Here is a 15,734-nt window from a genome sequence, read left to right on the forward strand (position 1 = left end):
GTGACGGAAGTTGGGGAGCACCCACCTCGATACAGCCTTCATGGGTGTCACCTCCTCGCGTCCTGTCACGGCGTTCCGCACCCTAGCAACCACCGGCCGCACGGCTCATCCGATTATTTCCGGACGGGCATGTCAGGCCCGCTCCGGCCGCGGCGCGGCCCTACCCTTCCGGTCGTGGGCAACAGCACGACGGAATTCGATCTCGGACCGCAGGCGGCCCTCGTGGCCCGCCTGGTCACCGGAGTCCCGGACGCCCGGCTCGCCGGGCCGACCCCCTGCCCGGCCTATCCGGTCGGCGAGCTGCTGGGCCACCTGGCGGGCCTGGCCGCGGCCTTCCGCGACGCCGCCCGCAAGGACCTCGGCCCCACCACCGACACGCCCCCGGGCACGGCCGCGCCCCTGCTGCCCGCCGACTGGCGCGAGCGGCTGCCGGAACTCCTCGCCGAACTCGCCGAGGCCTGGCGGGACCCGGCCGCCTGGACCGGGGCGACCCGCGCGGGCGGCGTGGACCTCCCCGGCGCCGTCGCCGCCGCGGTGGCCGCCGACGAACTGGTCGTCCACGGCTGGGACCTGGCCCGCGCCACCGGCCAGGACTACGCACCCGACCCTGCCGCGCTGCGCGTCTCGTACGAGTTCCTGTACGCGGCCGCCCAGGAGGACGACCGCGGCGGAGGCATCTTCGGCCCCGTCGTGCCGGTACCGGACGACGCCCCGCTGCTGGACCGGACGATCGGGCTGAGCGGCCGCGACCCGGACTGGACGCCGCCGAAGCCCTCCTGACCCGGGCCGGGCGGTGCGGCCCGCGGGCACGGGCCGGGCGACTACCGCGGAGCGCCCGCCAGGGCCCGGACGCCGGGCGCGCATTCCTCCCGCAGCGCGGCGAGTTCGGCCGGAGGCAGCCGTAGCGAGGCGCCCCGGCGGCCCGCGTCCAGCCGCGCGGCACCCGCGTCCAGCCAGCGGGGGAGGGGCTCGACGCCGATGAAGCCGGCCAGCCGCGCCAGCTCCTCGCGGGGCCGGTCGAGGAGGTCCTCGTAGGAGAGCGCGGTGCGCATCGGCGCCGGAACCCCGTCGAGGTGCGCCACGCCCCGCACGACGAGCTCCGACCACAGCGCGGCGAACCCCGCCGCCGGCAGCTCGGGGTCGAGCACCAGCGAGGCGTCGAACCGCTCCGCCAGCAGCCGCGACAGCTCGGGCGGCAGGGACCGCACCTGTTCCCCGGTCAGCTCCTCCACCCGCTCGGCGCCCGTCCGGGCGAGGATCTCCCGCAGCAGGTAGATCAGCCGGTAGCCGGTGTGCCGGCTCATGGACAGGGCGCAGTCCGGCCCGTCCCGGTACAGGTGCACGAACCGCGCCTGCGGGAAGGACCGGCGCAGCAGCGGCACCCGGTCCGACGAATAGCCCGACCGCTCCACCACCGCCGAGGAACCGAACCGGGCGCACAGCAGGCCGAACAGCGCCTCGTACTGTCCGGCGGCGGTCCGGGCCGGCCAGCCGCGCACCTCCCGCTCCAGCTCGTCGAACAGCCCGTCCGGGTCCTCGGTCAGGTGCGGGAGCACCATCAGCGACAGGGCGGGGATCCCGGTGGTGGCGGTGGCGAAGCGGCCCGGGCGCCGGGTGTAGACGAACTCCGGCATCGGCACCCCGCTGCGGATCATCCGCTCGAACAGTGGATTGGGATCGGCCAGCAGCCGCCAGAACCCCTCACCCGTGACGGGGCCTTCGGGGAAGCCCCGGCTCTGCACCGAGGACAGCAGCTCGTTCAGACTGAGCACGTCCGGGTGCGCGTTGACGATGCCCGACAGCGCCGTCGACCCGCTGCGGCCCGTTCCCACGACAAAGGTCAGCGTGCGCATCCCATCCGCCTCCCGTGACGGCGACCCGTACCGATCGCGACCAGCCTTCCCCAGCCACCGCCCGCCGATGCCGGCCGGGGCCTTTTACCACGCGGGAGCAGGGAAGTAAGGTCTCCGTTTATTCGGACTGGCTGGATATGATCGGCATCCTCACCCCGCAGGGCCGTGTCGGCAGTTCCCCCATGCCCTCGTCCGGACCCGCCCCCTCCGCCGCTCCCGAGGACCGATGTCTGCGATGGCTCCCGAAGGACCGCCAACCCCGCCGCCCCCCGCCCGGCGCCGCCGCACGGTACGCCTGCGCACGCTGCTGGTCTGCCTGGCCGTCGTCCCGACCGTGGCGATGGGGACCGGGGTCACCGTGACCGCACAGCGGCTGCTGGCCCAGTCGGCGCACCTGCGCGCCGACGTGGAGGCCGGCGAACGGATCGGAGTCCCGCTGGTCAGGCTGATGACGGAGCTGCAGGCCGAGCGGGCGGTGACGGCGGCGCGGTGGGCGGGATCCTCCGTGGCCGACGAGGCCCTGCGCGACCGGCGGGCCGCGACGGACCGCGCCGCGGCCGAGTTCCGCCGGCTCGCCGGCAGCGGCACCGCGGAGCACTCCGGGCAGCGCGAGGGACGCCTCGCCTCCGTGAGCGGGCGGCTCGACCTGCTCGCCTCGTACCGCAAGCGCGTCGACGCGCACAGCGGCAGCGCGGACCAGGCCGTCGGCTACTACACCGGCGCCATCGACGACATCATCCGCGCCTACCAGGACGAATTCAGCCACGCCGAGGACGCCGAACTCGCCCAGGAGAGCAAGCCCGTCGTGGCCCTGTTCTCCGCGGCCGAGATGGTCGCCCGCGAGGACACCGCCCTCACGCTCGCGGGACCCTCCCGCGAACTGGCGGCCACCGGCTTCTCCCAGTTCCTGGACGCCGTCGGCACCCACCGGTACCTGTACGACACCTGGATCGTGCCGTACCTGCCGCCCGCCGAACTGGCCGTGTACGACAAGCTCAGCGGCTCGGACGCCTGGCAGACCAAGCTCCGCGTCGAGAACGCGGTCATCGCCAACCACAAGGACACGCCGACCGGCGTGAAACTGCCCGCCGACGTCGACGACTGGCCCGCCGCGCACCACACCTTCGCGCCCCGGCTGGCCGAACTCAACACGGCCCGGGCCAAGAACGTCCTCGCGCACGCCGACGCGAAGGCCGCCGAACTCCAGACCGAGGTCTACTGGCTCGTCGGGGCCAGCGGCGGCGCCCTGCTGCTGGTCACCGCGGTCGTGGTGCTCACCACGCGGTCGGTCCTGCGCCGCCTGAGCCGTCTGCACACCCGCACGGTCGCCATCGCCGAGGAGACCCTGCCCGAGGTGGTGGCCCGGCTCCAGCGCGGGGAACCCGTCGACACGGAGGCCCTGCCGGCCGTGCACGGACGCGAGGACGAGGTCGGCCAGATCGCCGACGCCTTCGCCCGCGTGGTCGCCGTGTCCGTCGACGGGCACCGGCAGCTCGCCGCCGAGCGCCACGGCTTCGGCCTCTTCGCCTCGGGCATCGCCTCGCGCACCGGAAACCTCGTCAGCCGCCAGCTGAGCCTGACCGAGGACCTCCAGGACACCTTCGGCCACGACGAGGCGCTCCTGGCCCAGTTGATGCGGTCCGACCAGTTGACGGTGGGGATGCGGCGCCAGATCGAGAACCTGCTCATCCTCGCCGGCGGCGAGATCCCGGACCCGCACACCGAGCCCATGCGCGTCGCCGACCTGCTGCGCGAGGCCGCCGCGGAGGTCGAGGACTTCCGCCGCATCGAACGCCAGGCCCTGGACGAGGCGAGCGTGCGGCCGCACGTCATCAGCCAGATCAGCCACCTGCTCGCCGAGCTGCTGGACAACGCGACCCGCTTCTCGCCGCCGCGGTCGAAGGTGGTCGTCCGCGCCGAACTCGTCGCGGAGGGCCTGTCGGTCGAGATCGAGGACCGGGGCCCGCGCGTCTCGGCCGCCGGGTACGAGGCCATGAACGAGCGCCTCCACTCGGCGCCGCCCTTCTCCGTCCTCGCCGAGAACGCGCACCGGCTCGGCCTCTTCGTCGTCGGCCACCTGGCCGACCAGCTCCAGGCCCGGGTCACGCTGCGCCGCTCGGTGTACGGGGGAACGGCCGCCGTGGTGATCCTGCCGCGCGTGCTGCTGGTGCCCGCCGCCGAGCGGCCCCCGGTGCCGCCGGCCGCGGAGCCCCGGCCGCTGCCCGAGCGGGTCCCCCGGCCCGCCGCCGTGCCGGACCCCGTGCGCACACCGGTGCGCGAGCCCGTACGCACACCCGTGCGCGAGCCGGTACCGCCGGCTGCCGGAGCCCCGCCGGCCCCCGCGCCGGCCCCCGCAGCGCCGATGCGCTCCGCGGCCGGCCCCGACGCGCGGCCGGCCCTGCCCGAGCGCGTCCCGCAGACCCACCTCACCCGGCAACTCCGGGGCCCGCGCGCCCCGGAACCGGCAGCCGGCCGGGACACGGAGACACCCGAAGAGGTGGCCGACGCCTGGGCCGACTACGAAGAGGGGACCAAGAAAGTGGAAGCAGAGCTCGGAGCGGACCAGCCATGACGACGACAGCCAACGACATGATCTACGGCATCCTGGACAACAACCTGAGCAGGATCGCCGGCATCCAGGGAGCCGTGCTCCTGTCCAACGACGGGATCAAGCTCAGCGCCTACCTGCTGGAGCGGGACCAGGCGGAGCGCATCGCGGCCGCGGCCTCCGGCATCGCCTCCACCATGAAGGCGATATCCCGGGAGATCGACGGCGGCCGGGTCATCCGCCAGCTCGTGGAGATGGACGACCGCTACCTCTGCGTGGTCGGCTGCGGTGAAGGCAGCACCCTCATCGTCGTCACGTCCCGCAAGGCACGGCTCGGCGAACTGGGGGGCGAGGCCGTACGCACCGCCCAGGCGCTCGGCGAATGGCTGGGAACCCCCGAGCGCACCACCCCGCCGACGCCGTAATGCCCGACGAGCCGCCGCGCAGAAGCCCCCGCCGGACACGGCTGTACGCGCTGACCGACGGCCGTACGGCCGCCGCCCCGCAGACCGTCCTCACCATGGACACCACCGTCGAGGCGGCGGCCGTCGGCGACGACGTCCTTGCCGGTCTGGCCACGGAATGGCAGGCCGTCCTCGCCATGTGCGGACGGCCGGGCGGACTGGCGGTCGCCGAGATCGCCGCCCGCATGCACATGCGCCTCACCCCGATGACGCTGCTCCTGGGCGAACTCGCCGACCGCGGGCTCGTCCACCACCGGCCGCCCCTGGAGGGCGCCGAGACCACCAATGTCCACCTGCTCATGAAAATCAGGGACAACCTTGCCCGGATATGACACTTCGGATGCCCCGACGGCCGGGGCGGCCGCCCCCGTCAAGATCCTCATCGCCGGCGGGTTCGGAGTCGGCAAGACGACCCTGGTCGAGGCGGTCTCCGAGATCGAGCCGCTGCGTACGGAGGAACGCCTCACCAGCGCCGGGATCGGCGTGGACGACCTCGACGGCATCGAGTCCAAGACCCTGACCACCGTCGCGATGGACTTCGGCCGGATCACCCTCACCGACGCGGGAGTCGTCCTCTACCTGTTCGGCACGCCCGGCCAGGAGCGGTTCTGGTTCATGTGGGACGACCTGCTGAACGGGGCCCTGGGCGCCCTCGTGCTCGTCGATACGCGGCGCCTGGACCGAGGCTTCCCGGCGATCGACTTCTTCGAGAGCCGCGGGCTGCCGTTCGTCGTCGGCGCGAACTGCTTCCACGGCGAACAGCCCTACACCGCCGAGGAGATCGCCGCCGCGCTGCACCTGCGCGACCCGGCCACCCCCGTCCTGCTGCTGGACGCCCGCTCCCGTACGGACGCCCGGGACTGCCTGCTGGCCCTGCTCGACGTGGTCATCGCACGGGCCGGAGCGTCCGTCGCCGTCTGACGGGCTGCCTGACCGGGGGGCGGTCCCCGGCCGGCCGGAGGGCGACGCTAGCGTGATCACCATGTACACGATCAATGGCGTGACCGCCACGCCGGGCGGGCGGATGTCCGTCCAGTTCCATGACCACGGCTACACCGCCAAGCAGGAGGGGAGCGACGAATCCCTCGCGGAGAAGCTGTTCGGCGAGGGAGCCGGCTGCGTCACCCTGCTGGTGATGCTCGCGTCGATCGGCCTCTACAGCGTGCTCAAGAAGAACGGGGCACCGGAGGCCGCCGTCACGGCCTGCCTGATGGTGGCGATCGCCTCGGTCTGCTACGGGGCGATCATCGCACTGCTGCACTGGACCAGCGGGGTGCTCGGGAGCATCTTCCTCTTCCTGTTCGTCGTCGTGAGCTTCCCCCTGCTGCTGTTCCCCGGCTACCGGCGGGTCCTGCGCCGCCGTTGGGGCAGCGGCAGCGACGGCAGCGAAGGGACCCTGGTCCCGGCCACCGCCCTCGCGGGGGTCTGGCACCAGCCCGACTCCCGCGGCGGCAGCGTGATCACCGTCCGGCTCACCGACGGAACGGTCACCGCGTACGCGGCCGCGCCCGACACGGCCCACGACCTGTACGCGCGCTTCGACGCCCTGCTGCGCGGCGCCCGTTCGGCCCAGGCCCCGTACCAGCAGCAGCCGCCGCAGTACCAGCAGCCCGGCCAGTATCAACAGCCGGGCCAGTACCAGCAGCCGCCGCAGTACCAGCACCCCGGGCAGTACCAGCAGCAGCCGCCGCAGTACCAGCAGCCCTGGCAGCAGCCGCCGCGCCGCTGAGCGGTACCCGTCAGGCCCGCGCCAGCCGTTCGAGCGCGGCGGCCACGGGGGCGACGCCGTCCTCCGCCGCCAGCCGGCCGGCGAGGTACCGGGCCCGCTCCCGGTAGGACGGGTCGCCCACGGCCTCCCGGAGCGCCGAGGCGAGGGCGGCGGCACCGAGCCGGCGCAGCGGCAGCACACGGGGCGCGGTGCCCAACTCCACCAGGCGGGCCGCCCAGAAGTGGGCGTCGAACTGCACGGGCACCGGTACGCAGGGAACGCCCGCGCGCAGGGCCGCGCCGGTGGTGCCCGCCCCGGCGTGGTGGACGACGGCGGCCATGCGGGGGAACAGCAGGGAGTGCGGGACGTCCCCGATGGTGATCACGCCGTCCTGTGCGGCGGACAGCCCGGCCCACCCCCGCTGGACCACGCCCCGCAGGCCGGCGGCGCGCAGTGCGGCGACGACGGCGGCGCTGACCCGCCCCGGATCGGGCGTGGTGGCGCTGCCGAGGCCCACGTAGACCGGGGCGGGCCCGGCCGCGAGGAACTCCTCCAGCTCCGGCGGGAGGCGGTCCGCGCCGTCGTGGGGCCACCAGTACCCGGAGACCTCCAGCCCGGGGCGCCAGTCGCGGGGGCGGGGGACCACCAGCTCGCTGAAGCCGTGCCACACAGGCCAGCCTTGCCGCTCGCGGGCGCGGCGGGCGGCGGACAGACGGGTCCGGGGCAGGCCGTGCTCGGCGGCCAGTGCCCGTGCGGCCCGGGTGAAGACCTGGTCGACGGCCGTGACGACGGCCTGCCCGCCGAGCCGGTTGCCCAGACCGCCGGCGGAACGGGTGCCGAGCATCGGCGGCGGGAACTCCCGCGTGCCGTGCAGGGGTTGCAGGAAGAGGCCCATGCTGGGCCGACCGAGGCCCTCGGCGATGGCGTACGCCAGCGGAGCGACCGTTCCCCCGGCCAGTACGACGTCCGCGTCGCGCACGGCACGCACCAGCGGCTGCGTCATCTCGGGGGCGATGCGCCTCGCCAGCGCGACCGCGCGCAGCAGCTTCGCCGCCCCGCTACGGCTCCGGTGCAGCCCGAGCCCGCGCGCCGAGTGCAACTCGGCCCTGGGGTCCCCGGGGAGGGCCCGGAAGCGCACCCCCGACCCGGCCACCAGCGGTTCGAACACGTCGTGGGTCACCAGGGTGACCTCGTGTCCGGCCCGGGCCAGCCCGGCCCCCAGCCCCGTGTACGGCGCGACGTCCCCGCGCGACCCCGCTGTCATGACGGCGATCCTCATGCCCGTCAGTGTGGCGGCCGGACCCCGTCCACGGCGGGCGCCCTCGCGGGGCGACGCGCCCGAATGGCCGGTTCTCGATCGCCAGTTCCGGCCATTTCGCATCCGGTTAGGTGAGCCTTGCCTAACACGCCTTATGGTGTGAGCATGACCAAGATCATCCGCATGCTCGCCGCGACTGCCGCGGCCGGGCTCCTGCTGGCCGCCGTCCCGGCGACCGCCACCGCGGCCACCCCCGCGGCCGGCGACCGGGCCGAGGCCCCCGTCGGTGCCGCCCGACTCGAACTGCCGCGCCCCACCGGTGTCTTCGCCGTCGGCCGCGACACCCTCCACCTCGTCGACACCGGACGCAAGGACCCCTGGGTCCCGGCCGCCGACCGCGAACTGCTGGTGTCCCTCTACTACCCCGCCGTCCGCGGCACCGGGCGCCCGGCCCCCTACATGAGCCCGGCCGAGGCGCGCGCCCTGCTCACGGACCGCGGGGAGCTCGGCCGCCACGCCACCCCCGAACAGGTCGCCGCCGTCCGCACCCACGCCCGTGACGGCGCGCTGCCGCGCGTCGGCGGCCGGTACCCGCTCGTCGTCCTCTCGCCCGGGTTCACCCTGCCCCGCGCCTCGCTCACCGGGCTCGCCGAGGACCTGACCTCGCGCGGCTACGTGGTCGCCGCCCTCGACCACGCCTACGAATCCGACGGCACCACCTTCCCCGGCGGCAGGCTGCTCGGCTGCAAGGCCTGCGAGCAGGTCTTTCCCGACCGCTCGCTGCACCGCGTGTCGGACGCCCGTGCGCGCGACGTGACGTTCCTGCTGGACCGGCTCACCGGGGACCGCCCCGCCTGGCGCCACTCCCGGCTGATCGACACCCGGCACATCGGCATGGCCGGGCACTCGATCGGCGGCGCCTCGGCGGCCGCCGCCATGGCCGCCGACCCACGGGTGGCCGCCGGAGTGAACCTGGACGGCACCTTCTTCGCCCCGCTGCCCGAGACCGGCCTCGGCGGACGGCCCTTCCTGCTGCTCGGCGGTGATCCGGCCCTGACCCCGCCGGAGATCGAGGACACCAGCTGGGCCGACGCCTGGCCGCGCATGGACGGGTGGAAGCGCTGGCTGACCGTCGCCGGCATGGGCCACCCCGGATTCACCGACTGGCCCGTCCTCGCCGACGGTGCGGGCGCCCCGCACGCGGAGACCCCCCTCGCGGGGATCCGGTCGCAGCAGATCACCCGGGCCTACACGGGCGACTTCTTCGACCGGCACCTCAAGGGACTGCCCGCGCCGCGCCTGGACGGGCCGACGGCGGCGGACCCCGAGGTGGTCTTCGAGCGCAGCTGACCGGCCCGGACGGGCCGTCCCGGGACGCCCTCCTGACGAGCGGTGGGATATGCGCGGATCGTCCCCTGGAGGGTGGGATGTGACTCCGCCCACCCTCCCTTGACCCGGGAGGGAAGGCATACCTAAGTTCTGCCTCATGTCCACGCACCCCTCCACGCCCCCCACCGGCCCGGACGACGCCGAGCCGGTCGACTTCGTCGTCGACCTCACCTCCCAGGAGATGCTCCGACGCGCCCAGGTGATGGCCGCGATCGGTCCCGACTGGGATCCGGTGGAGGTGCTGAGGGGCGAGGAGGCGGCGTACGACCTGCTCTACTCCGGCCTCGACGCCGAGCAGCAGCGGACGTACGACGAACTGGTGGCGGCCGGGGTGCTCCCCGGGCGCGGGGACGGCCATGCTGCCGCTTGACCCCCAGGCCGAGATCGGCCGCCGGGCCTGGGTGCCGTGCCCCGGCTGCGAGGACACCCGGGACTGCGCGCCGTGCGGTGAGCGCCGCGCCTGCTCCCGCCACTGGCGCTACCTGCTCTCCAACAAGGGCAGCCTCCTGCACCTCCAGTGCCCCGGCTGCACCCACGTCTGGACGCACGAGAGCGGCTTCGGCGCCACGCGTTCCCTGTGGAGCCGTGTGACCAGCGGCCTGCCGCGCCGCTCGGCGTAGCCCCGCAGCCGCACGGGCCGCGACTCGGAAAGCCGCGTTCGACGCGCCGGTCTCCTTCGATTCGGGGGCCGGAAGTGACCCGGGCCACCCACCCCGGCGGGTCCGTCCGGTTACGGGGGGTGAGTTTCGGGGGGTGGGGCGGTGAGGCGGCCCACAGGACCCAGGTCACATCCGGCCCGGGTTAGTAGACCGGCCGGCCCGCCCGCGCACCGCTTGCGGGCCGGGTCCTGGGTCCGGGTCTGCGAGGGGGGCTAGTAGGTGGGGGGCTTTGCCAGGTGGGCGGCGGGCTGGCTAACTGGTGATGTCGCCGAGGCGGCCGGGGCTTCGAGTCCCCCGCCGGTCGATCCCCTCTCCTGTTGTGTGAGTGGTTCACGCATGTCTTCGGCATGCGGCGGCTGTCCTTGTTCCCGTCGGAAGGTTCCTCCGTGTCCAACGCTGTCATCCGCCGCATCGCCGCTTCGAAGAAGGCTCTGGCCGGTTCCGTCCTCGCTCTGGGTGTTGCGGGTTCCGTGCTCGCCGCCGTTCCGGCGCAGGCCGCTCCGTCGGGTGCGAAGGCGATCGCCCAGCAGATGATCAAGGACCCGGCCCAGTTCGCCGCCTTCGACAAGATCGTCACGCACGAGAGCGGCTGGGACTACACCGCCACGAACTCCTCCTCCGGCGCGTACGGCCTGGTGCAGGCCCTGCCGGCGTCGAAGATGTCCTCGGCGGGCTCGGACTGGAAGACCAATCCGGCCACCCAGATCAAGTGGGGCCTGGACTACATGAACGAGCGCTACGGCAGCCCGGTCGAGGCCTGGAACTTCTGGCAGGCCAACCACTGGTACTAAACCACCGGCGGACCACACCACAGCACGTACCGGGAACGCCCGGCCGAGACCCCTCGGCCGGGCGTTCCCGCATACCCGCGCCCCCCTCGGGCGCCGGGCATCAGGCCTTCAGGATCCGCCCCGAGACGGCCAGCGTGAGGCGCCGGGGCGTCAGCGCTGAGGCGATGGCGGAGACGCGGTTCGCGAGGCCGGCCACGATGCTGGGCGGGGTCTTGGCGCGCTCCAGCGCGCGCCGCGTCGCGGTCACCACCTGCTCGGGCGTGGCCATCCGGCCCACGGCCGCGTCCCGGCTGCCGACGACGTCGAAGAACTCGGTGCTGACCGGCCCCGGCGACACGGCGAGCACCCGCAGCGGCGAGGAGCGGGTCTCGTAGCCGACGGCCTCGGTGAAGCTCAGCACGAAGGCCTTGCTGGCGCCGTAGACCGCCATCGCGGGGGTCGGCTGGTACGCCGCCGCGCTCGCGACGGTGACCAGCGCACCCCGGCCGTCGGCCACCAGGTCGGGCAGGAAGGCCCGGGTGAGCTCGGTGACGGCCGTGACGTTCAGCTGGATCATCTCGTTGATCTGCGCCATGTCCTGGCGGACGAACGGTCCGTGGCTGCCGAACCCGGCGTTGTTGACGAGGGAGTGCACCGTGATCCCGCGGGCGTCGAGCTCCGCGCGCAGCGCGGCCGCGGCTCCCGGCCGGGCGAGGTCCGCGGCGATCGCATGGGCGGTGACGCCGTAGCGCTTCTCCAGATCCGCCGCGAGCTCCTCCAGCCGGTCGAGCCGGCGGGCCACGAGCACGAGGTCCGCTCCGCGCTCGGCCCACTGGCGGGCGAACTCGACGCCGAGTCCGGCGCTCGCCCCGGTGATCAGGGTCACGGTCCCCTGGTATGTCATAGGCATCGTCGGCTGCTCCGTTTCACGCGGTGGACGGTTTCGAATGTAGGCGGCGTCATCATTGCAGTCAATGACAACATCAGGAGAGGGGAGCCCGCCTTGACCGAGGGGCCCTACCACCACGGCAACCTCCGGACCGCCCTGCTGGAGCGCGCGGAGACCGTCCTCACCGAGTCGGGCGCGGACGGCCTGTCCCTCCGGGCCCTGGCCCGCGACCTCGGCGTGAGCCACGCCGCGCCGTCCCGGCACTTCCGCGACCGGCAGGCGCTGCTGGACGCCCTCGCCGTCAGCGGCTTCACCCGGCTCAACGCCCGCCTGCGCGCCGCCGCCGAAGCGCCCGGCCCGGTGCCCGCCCGCCTGGCCGCGCTGGGACGGGCGTACGTCGACTTCGCCGTCACCCACGCACCCCTGCTGAGCCTGATGTTCAGCGCCAAGCACGCCGACGACTCCAGCGCCGAGCTCAGGGAGCTCGGGCACCGCAGCCTGGACACCACCGCCGGGCTCATCGCGCAGGCGCAGGCGGAGGGGCTCGTCCGCGAGGGAGACCCGGCCCGCCTCGCCCAGGTCGCCTTCTCCACCGTGCACGGCCTGGCGACCCTGGCCGTCGGCTCCCTCCTCGACGACACACCGCTCCCGGAAGCCACCGACCTGGCCCTCGACGTCCTGCTGACCGGACTGGCCGGCCCCGGCCGGTGACGGCCTCGGCCGGATCCGAGGCCACGACGTGCATGATCGGAGGGGAGGCCGCCCCGGCGCGGGGCGGGGCCGGCACCCACGCGGCAGGCCCGGCCTCCGCGGAGCCCGTCACCGACAGGCAAGGAGCGCCATGACCACGACCAACGGCCACCCGCCGTTCGGCACCGCCCGGGAGCTCTTCGACATCCCCGGCCACGTCGCCTACTTCAACACCGCCTCGCTCGCCCCGACCCTGCGGACCGCCCGCGACGCCGGTGAGGCGGCCCTGCGCCGACGGGCCCAGCCCTGGCGGATCCGCACCGCGGACTGGTTCGACGGGGCGGAGGAGCGCAGGTCGCTCTTCGCCGGCATCATCGGCGCCACCGCCGACGACATCGCCCTCGTCCCCGCCACCAGCTACGGCCTCGCGGTCGCCGCCGCCAATCTGAACCCGCCCGCGGGGAGCCGGATCCTCGTCCTCGACGGCGAGTACCCCTCCGGCGTCTACACCTGGTGGCGGCTGGCCGAGCGCACCGGCGCCTCCCTGCTCACCGTCCGGCGGGAACCGGGCGCGACCTGGACCGAAGCCGTCCTCGGCGCCCTGGACGGGGCCGTGGCCCTGGTCTGCGTACCGCAGGTGCACTGGACCGACGGAGCCCTGCTCGACCTGGAACCGATCGCCCGGGCGGCCCGCGCGGCCGGCGCGGCGTTCGTCGTCGACGCCAGCCAGTCGGCGGGGGCCGTGCCGCTCGACGTGGGCGTGCTCCGGCCCGACTTCCTCGTCAGCGTCGGCTACAAGTGGCTCCTGGGCCCCTTCGGGCTGGGCTACCTCTACGCCTCTCCCGCCCACCACCAGGGGCGGCCGCTGGAGGAGAACTGGATCCTGCGCGCGGGCTCCGAGGACTTCGCCGGACTCGTCGACTACCGCTCCGACTACCAGCCGGGCGCCCGCCGCTTCGACGCGGGCGGACGCACCGCGTTCGAACTCACCCCGATGGCGGTCGCCGCCCTGCGGCAGCTGTCGGCCTGGACGGTTCCCGCCGTCGCCGGAGCGCTCTCGGCGGTCACCGCCCGCATCGAGGAGGAGGCCCGCAAGCGGGCCCTGCCCACCCCCGCGCCCCGCGGCCCGCACATGCTGGGCATCGCCGTCCCCGAAGAGCTGCGGGGACGGGTGGCGGCGCGGCTGGAGGCGGCGGAGGTCTTCGTGGGGGTGCGCGGCGCGTCGATCCGCATCAGCCCGCACCTGCACACCACGGACGAGGACGTCGAGCGGCTCTTCGACGCCCTCGACGGCGCACTCGCGTAGCCGGGGGCGGGCGCGCGCCGGATCAGCGGCTCCCCAGACCGGCGTCCTCCGCACGGTGCAGGGCGCCGAACAGGGCGGCGAGGGGCGCGGGAACGAGGTCGAGGTCGACGGCCTGCGCCAGGAGGTGCCCGTAGCGGATCTTGCGGCCCTTCCTGGTCCCGAGGAAGCGCCGCATCCGCTGGTGCGGGTCCCGGCCCCGCTGCGCCGGCTGGCGGACGAAGGTCTGCCACGGGACGAGGTCGCCCTCCGCCTCGACGACCCCTTCCACCCCGGGCAGGCCCAGCGCGCGGATGAGCTCCTCTTCCAGGTCCTGCACACAGACGAACACCGCGTGGCCGGGAGCGCCGGCCCCGCGGAAGGCGCGGTCGTAGTACGGCTGTTCCCGCTCGTCGCACAGTCCGGTCAGGCGCAGTCCCAGCCCGGCCGGGCCCAGGAGCCGGGCGTGGCGGCCGACGTTCATCGCTCCGCCCATGGAGACGACGCAGACGCCCTCGGCGGCCAGGTCCCGGTCCAGGCGTGCCGCCAGGGTCTCGACGGCGGCGAGGTCGCTGGGCCCCTCGACCAGCACCACCACCGCGACCCCGAGTTCGGCCGCCGCCCGCGCGGCCGGCCCGCCGGGGCCGCCCGCCGCCCAGTCGGCGACCGCGCGCCGGAACACTCCCACGTCTGCCATGCGGCGATTGTGCTGCACCCCCGGGCACGGCGGGAACCGGTTTTCCCAGCCCCCTGACGGACCGCCGCGAAGAAGCACCGCCGAGATCGACTGGCCGCGCCCGGGACGCCGGAGGACGCTCGAAGGAGGGAGGACGGTGGTCCGTGCGAACCGGACGGTGTCGTCGTGCACCGCCGGGGCCGCCGTGGTCGCGGCCGCCCTCGCCGCGCTCGCGGCCCCGCAGGCGTACGGAACCGACGAGGACCGGGAACAGCGCAGCGCGGCGGTCCTGCGGGAGCTTGTGCCGTCCTCCGACGGGCCGGGCTGTGCCGCAGCGGTCGGCGAACGCGGCAAGGTCAGGCGGTGAAGCCGCCGTCGCTCTTGAGCAGTTGCCCGTTGATCCACTGCCCCTGTGGCGAGCAGAGGAACCCGACCAGGTGGGCGGCATCCTGCGGGGTGCCCAGGCGGCCCGGCGGCGTCCGGTCGAGGACGTGCTCCCGGATGCCGTCGGACATCCAACCGGTGTCGACCGGACCCGGGTTGATCACGTTGGCGGTGATCCCGAGGTGGCCGAGTTCATGGGCGGCGGCCAGGACGATGCGGTCCAGCGCGCCCTTGCTCGCCCCGTAGGGCAGGTTGCCGACGGTGTGGTCGCTGGTCAGGCCGATCACGCGGCCGGTCCCCGCGGCACCGCGGAACCGGCGGCCGTACTCGCGGATCAGCAGCCAGGTGGCACGGGCGTTCACCGCGAAGTGGCGGTCGAAGCTTTCGAGCGTGGTGTCGAGCAGGCCGGAGTCGACCGACTCGCAGTGCGACATCACCAGGGCGGTGACGCCGCCGAGCCGGCGCTCGACCTCGTCGAACACGCGCCCGGGAGCCCCGGGATCGGCGAGGTCCGCCTCCACCGCCACCGTCCTGGCACCCTGCTCCGCGAGGACCTCAGAGATGGTGCCCGCCGCGTCGGCCTCGACGCCCCAGGCCATGCGCGCGTCGTACGGCGTCCAGTAGGTGAACGCGATGTCCCAGCCCGCCCCGGCCAGTTCACGGGCGATGCCGGCCCCGATCCCGACGGTGCGGCCGACCCCCGTCACCAGCGCCACCGGCCTGCCGGAACCCGACCCGGTCTCCTGTGCAGTCGTCACGACCGCCATCATCCGGCCTCCGCGGCGACACGCCAAGCCGCCGTCAGCCCGCCATCCACGGCACCCGGCAGACGTGGGGGGCCGTCCCGGCCGGGCACATGGACGCGATCACCGACGTGCGCACCGCCCGCCACGTCCGCAGGGAGCACTCCAAGCGGACGCACAGCCGGACGAGTTGCCGGGATCCGCTGCTCCGCCCGGGGTTCTCCACGGCCCACTGCTCCGCCAGGTGGTCGTACAGGTCGGCGGTCGTCATCGCGCTGTGGGGGAGGGTGTCCGTGGAGACGCTCTCCCCGGTGATCCGGGCGCTGCGGCGGCCCACCGCCTCCCCGACGAGCCCCCGTACCCAGGCGAGGCCCTGTTCGTCCGCGTACAGGCCGAACTTCAGTTCACGCGTCCGCACCGC

At 74.4% G+C, this 15,734-nt stretch carries 19 protein-coding genes; 13 read left to right on the plus strand and 6 right to left on the minus strand.

Annotation, left to right across the window (positions count from 1 at the left end; translation table 11 throughout):
- Nucleotides 1–174: 174 nt before the first annotated feature.
- The gene (locus tag ACIPW5_RS10220; RefSeq protein WP_401242966.1) at nucleotides 175–780 is read left to right on the plus strand and encodes a TIGR03086 family metal-binding protein; all 606 of its coding nucleotides are present in this window, start codon (nucleotides 175–177) and stop codon (nucleotides 778–780) included.
- 41 nt (nucleotides 781–821) lie between these two features.
- Here ACIPW5_RS10220 and ACIPW5_RS10225 read toward each other — a convergent pair whose 3' ends face one another.
- The gene (locus tag ACIPW5_RS10225; protein ID WP_401242968.1) at nucleotides 822–1,853 is read right to left on the minus strand and encodes a sulfotransferase; all 1,032 of its coding nucleotides are present in this window, start codon (nucleotides 1,851–1,853) and stop codon (nucleotides 822–824) included.
- 235 nt (nucleotides 1,854–2,088) lie between these two features.
- On the opposite strand from ACIPW5_RS10225, the gene ACIPW5_RS10230 reads away from it, so the two are divergent.
- From ACIPW5_RS10230 to ACIPW5_RS10250, 5 genes are all read left to right on the plus strand, one after another.
- A complete protein-coding gene (locus ACIPW5_RS10230; RefSeq protein WP_401242971.1) occupies nucleotides 2,089–4,425 on the plus strand; it encodes a nitrate- and nitrite sensing domain-containing protein in 2,337 nt (778 codons plus the stop codon).
- Nucleotides 4,422–4,826, plus strand: a complete 405-nt coding sequence (locus tag ACIPW5_RS10235) for a roadblock/LC7 domain-containing protein (RefSeq protein ID WP_401242974.1) — start codon at nucleotides 4,422–4,424, stop codon at nucleotides 4,824–4,826. Before ACIPW5_RS10230 ends, ACIPW5_RS10235 begins: the two co-directional genes overlap by 4 nt.
- Nucleotides 4,826–5,197, plus strand: coding sequence for a DUF742 domain-containing protein (locus tag ACIPW5_RS10240; RefSeq protein WP_401242977.1), 372 nt, complete (start codon nucleotides 4,826–4,828; stop codon nucleotides 5,195–5,197). The genes ACIPW5_RS10235 and ACIPW5_RS10240 overlap by 1 nt, the downstream gene beginning before the upstream one ends.
- Complete coding sequence (locus tag ACIPW5_RS10245) at nucleotides 5,184–5,786, plus strand: GTP-binding protein (RefSeq protein ID WP_401242980.1); 603 nt, start codon at nucleotides 5,184–5,186, stop codon at nucleotides 5,784–5,786. Before ACIPW5_RS10240 ends, ACIPW5_RS10245 begins: the two co-directional genes overlap by 14 nt.
- Before the next feature lie 61 nt (nucleotides 5,787–5,847).
- Nucleotides 5,848–6,594, plus strand: coding sequence for a hypothetical protein (locus tag ACIPW5_RS10250; RefSeq protein WP_401242982.1), 747 nt, complete (start codon nucleotides 5,848–5,850; stop codon nucleotides 6,592–6,594).
- Between the two features lie 10 nt (nucleotides 6,595–6,604).
- Here ACIPW5_RS10250 and ACIPW5_RS10255 read toward each other — a convergent pair whose 3' ends face one another.
- Nucleotides 6,605–7,852 (minus strand): glycosyltransferase, encoded by a 1,248-nt coding sequence (locus tag ACIPW5_RS10255; RefSeq protein ID WP_401242985.1) that lies wholly within the window; start codon nucleotides 7,850–7,852, stop codon nucleotides 6,605–6,607.
- Between the two features lie 144 nt (nucleotides 7,853–7,996).
- Between ACIPW5_RS10255 and ACIPW5_RS10260 the strand changes: the two genes are divergently transcribed.
- The 4 genes from ACIPW5_RS10260 (at nucleotide 7,997) to ACIPW5_RS10275 (ending at nucleotide 10,670) form a co-directional block, all read left to right on the plus strand.
- Entirely contained in the window at nucleotides 7,997–9,181 is a 1,185-nt protein-coding gene (locus ACIPW5_RS10260) for an alpha/beta hydrolase family protein (protein ID WP_401242987.1), read from the plus strand.
- Between the two features lie 136 nt (nucleotides 9,182–9,317).
- Nucleotides 9,318–9,590, plus strand: coding sequence for a DUF6400 family protein (locus ACIPW5_RS10265; protein ID WP_401242990.1), 273 nt, complete (start codon nucleotides 9,318–9,320; stop codon nucleotides 9,588–9,590).
- Nucleotides 9,577–9,840: a hypothetical protein gene (locus tag ACIPW5_RS10270; RefSeq protein ID WP_401242992.1), complete on the plus strand. Its 264-nt coding sequence runs from the start codon at nucleotides 9,577–9,579 to the stop codon at nucleotides 9,838–9,840. The genes ACIPW5_RS10265 and ACIPW5_RS10270 overlap by 14 nt, the downstream gene beginning before the upstream one ends.
- Before the next feature lie 386 nt (nucleotides 9,841–10,226).
- Entirely contained in the window at nucleotides 10,227–10,670 is a 444-nt protein-coding gene (locus ACIPW5_RS10275) for a transglycosylase SLT domain-containing protein (RefSeq protein WP_401242995.1), read from the plus strand.
- A gap of 100 nt (nucleotides 10,671–10,770) precedes the next feature.
- On the opposite strand, the gene ACIPW5_RS10280 is transcribed toward ACIPW5_RS10275, so the two are convergent.
- Nucleotides 10,771–11,559, minus strand: a complete 789-nt coding sequence (locus ACIPW5_RS10280) for an SDR family NAD(P)-dependent oxidoreductase (protein WP_401242998.1) — start codon at nucleotides 11,557–11,559, stop codon at nucleotides 10,771–10,773.
- A gap of 93 nt (nucleotides 11,560–11,652) precedes the next feature.
- Here ACIPW5_RS10280 and ACIPW5_RS10285 point away from each other — a divergent pair, with 93 nt between their 5' ends.
- A complete protein-coding gene (locus ACIPW5_RS10285; protein WP_401243001.1) occupies nucleotides 11,653–12,249 on the plus strand; it encodes a TetR/AcrR family transcriptional regulator in 597 nt (198 codons plus the stop codon).
- Between the two features lie 130 nt (nucleotides 12,250–12,379).
- The gene (locus ACIPW5_RS10290) at nucleotides 12,380–13,534 is read left to right on the plus strand and encodes an aminotransferase class V-fold PLP-dependent enzyme (RefSeq protein ID WP_401243003.1); all 1,155 of its coding nucleotides are present in this window, start codon (nucleotides 12,380–12,382) and stop codon (nucleotides 13,532–13,534) included.
- A 22-nt stretch (nucleotides 13,535–13,556) separates the two neighbouring features.
- Here ACIPW5_RS10290 and ACIPW5_RS10295 read toward each other — a convergent pair whose 3' ends face one another.
- Nucleotides 13,557–14,207, minus strand: coding sequence for a TOPRIM nucleotidyl transferase/hydrolase domain-containing protein (locus ACIPW5_RS10295; protein ID WP_401243006.1), 651 nt, complete (start codon nucleotides 14,205–14,207; stop codon nucleotides 13,557–13,559).
- A 136-nt stretch (nucleotides 14,208–14,343) separates the two neighbouring features.
- Here ACIPW5_RS10295 and ACIPW5_RS10300 point away from each other — a divergent pair, with 136 nt between their 5' ends.
- A complete protein-coding gene (locus ACIPW5_RS10300) occupies nucleotides 14,344–14,553 on the plus strand; it encodes a hypothetical protein (RefSeq protein WP_401243009.1) in 210 nt (69 codons plus the stop codon).
- On the opposite strand, the gene ACIPW5_RS10305 is transcribed toward ACIPW5_RS10300, so the two are convergent.
- Together ACIPW5_RS10305 and ACIPW5_RS10310 are read right to left on the minus strand one after the other, a co-directional pair.
- A complete protein-coding gene (locus ACIPW5_RS10305; RefSeq protein ID WP_401243012.1) occupies nucleotides 14,543–15,328 on the minus strand; it encodes an SDR family oxidoreductase in 786 nt (261 codons plus the stop codon). The genes ACIPW5_RS10300 and ACIPW5_RS10305 overlap by 11 nt on opposite strands.
- A 43-nt stretch (nucleotides 15,329–15,371) precedes the next feature.
- Complete coding sequence (locus ACIPW5_RS10310; protein WP_401243014.1) at nucleotides 15,372–15,731, minus strand: hypothetical protein; 360 nt, start codon at nucleotides 15,729–15,731, stop codon at nucleotides 15,372–15,374.
- Between the last annotated feature and the right edge of the window lie 3 nt (nucleotides 15,732–15,734).

Origin of the sequence: Streptomyces sp. NPDC090077, from assembly GCF_044747545.1 — a bacterium.
Lineage (GTDB): Bacteria > Actinomycetota > Actinomycetes > Streptomycetales > Streptomycetaceae > Streptomyces.

Coding starts and splice junctions, on each gene's coding strand:
- ACIPW5_RS10250 (WP_401242982.1), top strand. CDS start 5,848: ATGTACACGATCAATGGCGTGACCGCCACGCCGGGCGGGCGGATGTCC.
- ACIPW5_RS10265 (WP_401242990.1), top strand. CDS start 9,318: ATGTCCACGCACCCCTCCACGCCCCCCACCGGCCCGGACGACGCCGAG.
- ACIPW5_RS10235 (WP_401242974.1), top strand. CDS start 4,422: ATGACGACGACAGCCAACGACATGATCTACGGCATCCTGGACAACAAC.
- ACIPW5_RS10290 (WP_401243003.1), top strand. CDS start 12,380: ATGACCACGACCAACGGCCACCCGCCGTTCGGCACCGCCCGGGAGCTC.
- ACIPW5_RS10270 (WP_401242992.1), top strand. CDS start 9,577: ATGCTGCCGCTTGACCCCCAGGCCGAGATCGGCCGCCGGGCCTGGGTG.
- ACIPW5_RS10225 (WP_401242968.1), bottom strand. CDS start 1,853: ATGCGCACGCTGACCTTTGTCGTGGGAACGGGCCGCAGCGGGTCGACG.
- ACIPW5_RS10255 (WP_401242985.1), bottom strand. CDS start 7,852: ATGAGGATCGCCGTCATGACAGCGGGGTCGCGCGGGGACGTCGCGCCG.
- ACIPW5_RS10275 (WP_401242995.1), top strand. CDS start 10,227: ATGCGGCGGCTGTCCTTGTTCCCGTCGGAAGGTTCCTCCGTGTCCAAC.
- ACIPW5_RS10230 (WP_401242971.1), top strand. CDS start 2,089: ATGGCTCCCGAAGGACCGCCAACCCCGCCGCCCCCCGCCCGGCGCCGC.
- ACIPW5_RS10240 (WP_401242977.1), top strand. CDS start 4,826: ATGCCCGACGAGCCGCCGCGCAGAAGCCCCCGCCGGACACGGCTGTAC.
- ACIPW5_RS10260 (WP_401242987.1), top strand. CDS start 7,997: ATGACCAAGATCATCCGCATGCTCGCCGCGACTGCCGCGGCCGGGCTC.
- ACIPW5_RS10295 (WP_401243006.1), bottom strand. CDS start 14,207: ATGGCAGACGTGGGAGTGTTCCGGCGCGCGGTCGCCGACTGGGCGGCG.
- ACIPW5_RS10280 (WP_401242998.1), bottom strand. CDS start 11,559: ATGCCTATGACATACCAGGGGACCGTGACCCTGATCACCGGGGCGAGC.